Genomic DNA, 6,477 nt, shown 5'->3' on the forward strand with positions numbered 1-6,477 from the left:
AGCGCGTCTGCGCTATCCCCGCGACCGGATCAGCAGCGCGACGTTCTCGACGTGCGGCGTGTGCGGGAAGAGATCGACCGGCTGCGTCTCGGCGATGTAGTAGGAACTGTCGGCGCACAGGGCGAGCAGGTTCTCCGCCTGGGGAACCGGATGGCAGCTCACCGAGACGACCCGCGCCGGCGCGAGCTCCCGGATCGTCTGGACCGTGTTCGCGTGCAGCCCGGCTCTTGGCGGATCCACGATGACGACATCGGGCTGGAGATCGGAGAGCGCCGACGGCAGACCGCTGTCCAGGTCGTGGGCGATAAAGCGCGCATTGTTCACACCGTTCGCGTAGGCGTTCCGGCGGGCGCTATCGACGGCCGCCTCGACGCGCTCGACGCCGAGAACCTCGCCCGCGTCCGGCGACAGCGACAGCGCGAAGGTTCCGACGCCGCAGTAGAGGTCGAGAACTGTCTCCCTGCCCGATAGACCCGCGAACCTCCGCAGGACCTCGCAGAGGCGTTCCGCCGAGCGGGTGTTCGGCTGGAAGAACGTCTCGGGGCCCAGCTCGAACGTCCACTCGCCGATCCGCTCCTGGATGCTCGGAGAACCGGCGTCGATGGTGATCTCGCTCCCCTCGGATGTCGCTCCGAGCCGCTCCGTGACGCCGTTCGCCAGGCAGGTCGGGAGGAGCCCCGCCGAGTCCAGCGCCGCCGCGTAGTCGCGCATGAACCCCTCGCGCCGCTCCGTCGTCACGAGCATGACCAGCGTCTGCCCCGTGTGGACGCCGACGCGCAGGATGAGATACCGCAGGAAGCCCGTCCGTGCATGGATGTCGTAGGGTTCCGCGCCGGACTGAACCGCAAACGCGCGCGTCGCCTCCAGAAGGCGGTCGGCGGCTTCCGACTGGATGGGGCAGGACGCGATGTCGAGAACGCGGTCGAACGCGCCGGGGGCATGGAGTCCGAGGGCGAAGTCGCGCGGAATCGGATCGCCGGAGTCGATCTCCGCCCGCGTCAGCCAACGCCGCGCGGAGAACGAGAACTCCATCTTGTTGCGATAACGGTAGAGGTCGGGGGAGCCGAGAGGCGTCGGAACCTTCAGGTCGTCGAAGCCCTGCTCGCGGAACGCGCGTTCGACCCACTCGCGCTTGAAGTCGAGCTGTCGGTCGTACGCGACGGCTTGCCACGCGCACCCGCCGCATTCGCCAGCGTACCGGCACGCGGGCTCCGCGAGTCCGATGCCCGATTCGAGCGTTTCGTCGAGACGTTCCTGGGCGTACGTCCGCTTCTTCCTGCGGCGAGCCAAGAGGTTACCCCGTCTACAGGTGCCGCTGAATCTGGACGTAGGAATGCGCGTCGAGGGCGTTCACGTCGGGGATGTCGTAACGGTTCCCCCGAACGTCCGTGACCAGCAGCCGCGACGGCGGAATCTGCTTCAGGTTGTCGTGCAGCCCGCGCACGGAGAACGTGAGCGTTCCGCGCGAGGTCTCCGCCTGCCAGTCGTGGACGCCGAAGCGCTCCTTGACCTTGACGATCCGGTGGATGACCGGCACGAAGTAGCGGAGCCCGAGCTCCTCGGCGATGATCTCGCGGCTATCGGTGTCGAGTTCCGCCGGGTCACGGATGATGCCGATCTCGCGGTCGTCGCCGATCCAGACCGAGACGTAGTGCTCCGGATCGCTCAACGGGCGGAGCCGCCGGACGGTGACGCGCGGGTAGCTCACCTCGCCGACGATCTCCAGGCGGGGCGATCCCAGCGGCGACCGGAACAGCCGCGTCTTGTCGGGCTCTAGGTAGCGGACGACGAAATCGTCCTCGTCCCCTACTTTGGGCGGCTCCGGCGGCGCTGCCTGCGACCCGACGACCGGCGCGTCCTTGCTCTTTGATGTGGCTTCTTCGCTCATTCCTGACCTTTCGGGCGTCCCCCTGCCAGCCTGGAGGACGCCATGCAAGCCGATATCAGCCGGAGACCGCTTCCGCCTGGGAGCGGATCTCGGACGTCTGACGCTGCGTATCGACGAGCTTGAAGTAGATGCCCTTCTTCTCCATGAGCTCCTCGTGCGTGCCGCACTCGACGCCCTTGCCCTTCTCCAACACGAACAGGCGGTTGGCGTTCCGCAGCGTCGAGAGCCGATGCGCGATGGCGAAGGTCGTCCGGTTCTGCACGAGCCGCGATATCGCCTCCTGGATCTTCTTCTCCGTGTGGACATCCACCGACGAAGTCGCCTCGTCCAGAATCAGGATGCGCGGATTGTGCAGGATCGCCCGAGCGATGGAGATGCGCTGGCGTTCGCCGCCGGAAAGCCGTCCGCCGCGCTCGCCGACCTGCGTGTCGTATCCGTCGGGGAACTTGGCGATGAACTCGTGGGCGTTCGCCGCCTTCGCCGCCTCGATCACCTCCTCGATGGTCGCGCCGGGCTTGGCATAGGCGATGTTGTCCGCGATGCTCCCATTGAACAGGTACGGCTCCTGGAGCACGACGCCGATCTGCCGCCGCAGGTCGCTCAACCGGATGCGGTTGATGTCCTCGCCGTCGATGAAGAGCCCGCCGGAGTTCGCGACATAGAACCGGCAGATCAGGTTGATCATCGTCGACTTGCCCGCGCCGGAGTGACCCACCAGACCGATCATCTCGCCGGGCTTCACGTGCAGATCGATGCCCTTGAGAACCGGTTTGTGCGCTTCGTACCCGAACGTCAGATCGCGGAACTCGACCTCGCCCTTGATCTCCTGCAGGTCGACCAGGCTGCCGTCGTCGTACTGCTCCGGCTCTGAGTCGAGGACCTCGAAGATGCGCTCAGCCGCCGTCAGCGACCGCGAGAACCAGTTGAGAACCGGGCTTGCGTGCATCAGCGGCTCGTAGAACCGCCACAGGAACCCGTTGAACGTCATCAGGGTTCCAAGGCTCATCTCGGTGCCCAGCACCTGCCGTCCGCCGACGTACCAAACGATGAGCGCCCCGACGTCGATGGAGAGCCACAGCAGCGGGAAGTAGGTCGCCCAGAGCATCTCCGCGCGGGTCTCGTAGGACCGCACGTCCTCGTTGGCGTCGTTGAACCGCGTGATCTCGTAGTTCTCCTGCGCGAACGCGCGCACGACGCGCACGCCGGAGACCGAGTCGTTGACGACGTCGAACAGCTTCGAGCGGCGCCTCCACGACCGATGCCACAGGCTTCGCACCTTCGTCCAGAACCAGCCGCCGCCCAGGACGACCAACGGCACGGGGATCAGGATGAACAGCGCCAGCTTCCAGTTCATCCAGAACAGGATCGCGCCGATGCCGACGATCATCAGACCGTCCATGACGACGAACTGCAGACCGTCCACGAGGAAGCCCTGGAGCCTCCCGCTGTCCTCGGTGATGTGCGACATGACCGTGCCGGTCTGCCGCTTGTCGAAGAACCGCAGGGAGAGCCCGTGCAGGCGCTCGTAGAGCTGAGCGCGGATATCGGCGGAGAGCCGCAGACCCAGCCACGCGTGCAGCCTGCCTCGGAACACGCCTAGAATCTGGGACACGGCGTGCGACCCCGCCAGACAGAGCACGGCGACCAGCAGCGCCAGTCCGCCGGTTCCCATGCTTCGGAAGATTTTGCCGAGGCTCGTCGGCGGATTCGCCGCAAGGGCTTCTGGCGTCGCCAGCACATCGTCGATCATGATGCGCGTGAAGTAGGTCGGCATCAGCGTCAGTACGGTCGTCGCGAGCATGAAGAGCCCGACGGCGATCGCCTGGACTTTGTACGGCTTCAGATAGGACAGGATCCGCAGGAAGACCCGGTGTTTCTTCATGCACGCCGGGCAGGGCGTGAACTCGTCGGGCAGCGGGAGCCGGCAGGTCTTGCAGAACTTCCGCTCTTCCTCGTAGTTCCAGTCCGGCTCGTTGTCCTTCTTGCCGTCTCGCCACTCGATTCGTTCCGAGAGCCACTGAGCGATGTAGCCGAACTTCGGCGCGAGGGCGTTCGAGTAGCGGATCAGATCGACGGCATCGGCGCCCGCCTGGATCGTCAGCATCCCTCCGCCGACGACCGCCTCGGAGCGCACTCCTGTCACGTCCGCATAGGCGATTCGATGGAGAACCGCGCCCTGACCGTCCAGGGCGAGCACATCGCCGTCGGTCAGGACGAACCACCCTTCTCCGAAGGTTCCGTCGGCGTTGACGTCGGTGCTGGCGCTCAACACGACCGAGGCAGGGTCCAGTCCTGCCGCCGTCAACGCGTGGGTCCCTGCTGCTGGCAGCGCATCCAGCTCTGGCATCGTCGCGGCTCCTATCGCGCGTTCACAGACACGGACACGGGCGGGCATCGCGCTTGCGCCCGCTCATCGATGGGACGGCTCGTGCAGCGCGTCAACCTAGCCGAGACGGGGATTCGGCGAGCCGGTTGCGTTCCGACTCGCCGCGCCCGTCAGATATGGACGCCGTAGCGCTGGCAAAGCTTACGGATTCGCTTCATCGCGCCGCCGACCTGCCGCCCGTTTCGGTGGATGCCGAACAGGTGCTGGCTGACGACTCGCCGCGAGATCCCGAGCGTGTCGGCGACCTTTTGTTGCGACATGCCTTCCATGAAGTAGAGCTGCACGCAGTCACGCTGCCGGCTCGTGAGCTCTTGCTCGATGAACCGCATCAAGGCGCGGACCAGTTCGCGCTTCTGGTTCAGCCGGTCGGCGCTGTCGGCGGTGCGCCGGACCGGTTTCCAGAGAGCGCGTCCCGCAGAGAACGCGTCCAGCTTGTGCGGTTCAACGGGTACCTCCCAAAACGCGGGATTCCCGGAAGCCATTCTGACTCCTCGCACCATCCTGACTCGGCATGGCACGCCCCACTTCGACCTGGGCACCGTACTGCACGGCTCGCCCCGGGCACGGAGTGGCACTCCGAGTGAATCGAAACCTAGTGTGTGGTGATAGACAGAACGCGCGCGTTGGGTTACTGGTGACGCCGGATCATTTCGAACTTCCCCTGCCATCTGGCGTTGCGGCTGGATCGCCGCCCCATGGTCGAGTGAACCGTCTGATGTGGCATGAGGAATCTCACTTCGGGCGAAGATGAGAACGTGTGTTCGCGTCCGACGCCTTGGCGACGTTCTGGCGTGCGAGGAAGAACGTGTGTCAGGCGTATCGTGCCGTGTCCCGGCCGGTCGCTCCCTCTGCGAGAGCCTTCGTTCCCATCCTCAAGCCGCGAATCCGTGATCGACGTCCAGCAACGTATCGCGCGCCACCGAACCGGCGCGCGCCCAAGCGCCGCTCTGGAAACGGGTCCGGATCATTCGATCTTTCCTTTCCTCTGGTGGTGCCCGTCGAGTGACTTCAAGTTGGGAGGCTCATCCGGTTGCCCGGATGCTTGGGATGCCTCGCGGTTGCCGCCGCTCGGCTCTTTGCAGTCTAGCCCAAGAGAGCGCGGAGGGCAAGTCCGAGCTCGCGCTCTTCCTCGCTCCCCCGCGCTTCACAACCTGAAGCGCCCTCGCGGGCGTTGGTCAACGCTTACGCGAAGACACCTCCAATTGTGTCGACCATTTATGTCCTCCTTTCTTTGTTCCCCGGTCCCGGCGCGGTTGCCCGCGTCGAGTCCGGTGATTTCGAGGTGGGCACAGGACATACCTTCCCCACCTCCACTGGTTCCCCGTCGTGGATGCACTTTTCGTTGTGTCTGTCAGGATTTCGCAGCCAGAAGTCCGTGCCTGCCATCCGTCCCAGTGGCGTGGTCGAGGGCTTGTGCCCGGGGATCGGAGCGACGGATGTTACGTTCGCGACGACAGTGGGTCCGCTAGCAGGCATCTGGGACAATCAACGCTGTATCACGCTGTTCCCGATCCATGCTTCCTTGTCCTGAATGGACCTCAGGAGAAGTGCACCACGCCCAAACCCCTGTATCGAGACAGGTTTCAGGCAAAGTGGTCCCGAAGCTGGCTCTCGGGATTGCTCTCTGGTTCAGTAATGGCGCGGGTTTTCTGGGTATTGGGGTTGGGGTGAGTGATGGGATTTGAACCCACGACCACTTGATCCACAGTCAAGCGCTCTACCGACTGAGCTACACTCACCACGCGGTAAGATGGTACCCCCCAAGGTTAGGCAAGGCAAGCGCCACGAAGCCGCGCGAGGGCTGTTTCACGAATGGTTGGGTGATGGAAGAATCGTGATGACGAGTCATGGGTGTGAAAGGAGTCATTCACGATGCAACGACCTCCATCGCTCGCAGAGAGATGAGCGTTCGTGTCGAATCCACACCGAGCGTCGAAGGTGCAGCATTCTCTGGCGACGATCCTGCTGCAGTTGTGCTTTGCGGTTCTTTGTGGAACGCAAGGTCCTCGTGCGACCGCGGAACGGGGACGGCTGCGCGTCGAGTATGCCCAAGCCTTGGGATATGAACGATCCGCGACGCCCTGTGCGGCGACGTTCTCGCGAGTGCTGCGCCGACTCGATGAGGACGCAGACGGGCTTGCGATCACGCGGCGATCTGCTCAGACCATCGAGCGGAACCGAGGACGTTGGGAGAGGCGTCGGT

Annotated in this window: 5 protein-coding genes and 1 tRNA gene; 1 reads left to right on the forward strand and 5 read right to left on the reverse strand. The window is 64.7% G+C overall.

What is annotated here, in order from left to right:
* Nucleotides 1-12 precede the first annotated feature (12 nt).
* The 5 genes from rlmD to FJZ36_17375 all read right to left on the reverse strand — a co-directional run bounded on the left by rlmD (nucleotide 13) and on the right by FJZ36_17375 (nucleotide 6,013).
* Entirely contained in the window at nucleotides 13-1,335 is a 1,323-nt protein-coding gene (gene rlmD, locus FJZ36_17355; GenBank protein ID MBM3216668.1) for a 23S rRNA (uracil(1939)-C(5))-methyltransferase RlmD, read from the reverse strand.
* Nucleotides 1,304-1,888, reverse strand: a complete 585-nt coding sequence (locus FJZ36_17360; protein MBM3216669.1) for a DUF1854 domain-containing protein — start codon at nucleotides 1,886-1,888, stop codon at nucleotides 1,304-1,306. Before FJZ36_17360 ends, rlmD begins: the two co-directional genes overlap by 32 nt.
* Before the next feature lie 55 nt (nucleotides 1,889-1,943).
* A complete protein-coding gene (locus FJZ36_17365) occupies nucleotides 1,944-3,689 on the reverse strand; it encodes an ABC transporter ATP-binding protein (protein ID MBM3216670.1) in 1,746 nt (581 codons plus the stop codon).
* 695 nt (nucleotides 3,690-4,384) lie between these two features.
* Nucleotides 4,385-4,942, reverse strand: coding sequence for a sigma-70 family RNA polymerase sigma factor (locus FJZ36_17370; protein ID MBM3216671.1), 558 nt, complete (start codon nucleotides 4,940-4,942; stop codon nucleotides 4,385-4,387).
* Nucleotides 4,943-5,937: 995 nt separating this feature from the next.
* A tRNA-His gene (locus FJZ36_17375) sits at nucleotides 5,938-6,013 on the reverse strand.
* 172 nt (nucleotides 6,014-6,185) lie between these two features.
* On the opposite strand from FJZ36_17375, the gene FJZ36_17380 reads away from it, so the two are divergent.
* A partial coding sequence (locus FJZ36_17380) for a transposase family protein (protein MBM3216672.1) occupies nucleotides 6,186-6,477 on the forward strand: 292 nt, incomplete at its 3' end.

This window comes from Candidatus Poribacteria bacterium (assembly GCA_016866785.1).
Lineage (GTDB): Bacteria > Poribacteria > WGA-4E.

Bases quoted from the DNA above. Each gene is read 5' to 3' on its own strand.
- FJZ36_17370 (MBM3216671.1), bottom strand. From the start codon at position 4,942: ATGGCAGGGGAAGTTCGAAATGATCCGGCGTCACCAGTAACCCAACGC.
- FJZ36_17360 (MBM3216669.1), bottom strand. From the start codon at position 1,888: ATGAGCGAAGAAGCCACATCAAAGAGCAAGGACGCGCCGGTCGTCGGG.
- FJZ36_17365 (MBM3216670.1), bottom strand. From the start codon at position 3,689: ATGCTCGCGACGACCGTACTGACGCTGATGCCGACCTACTTCACGCGC.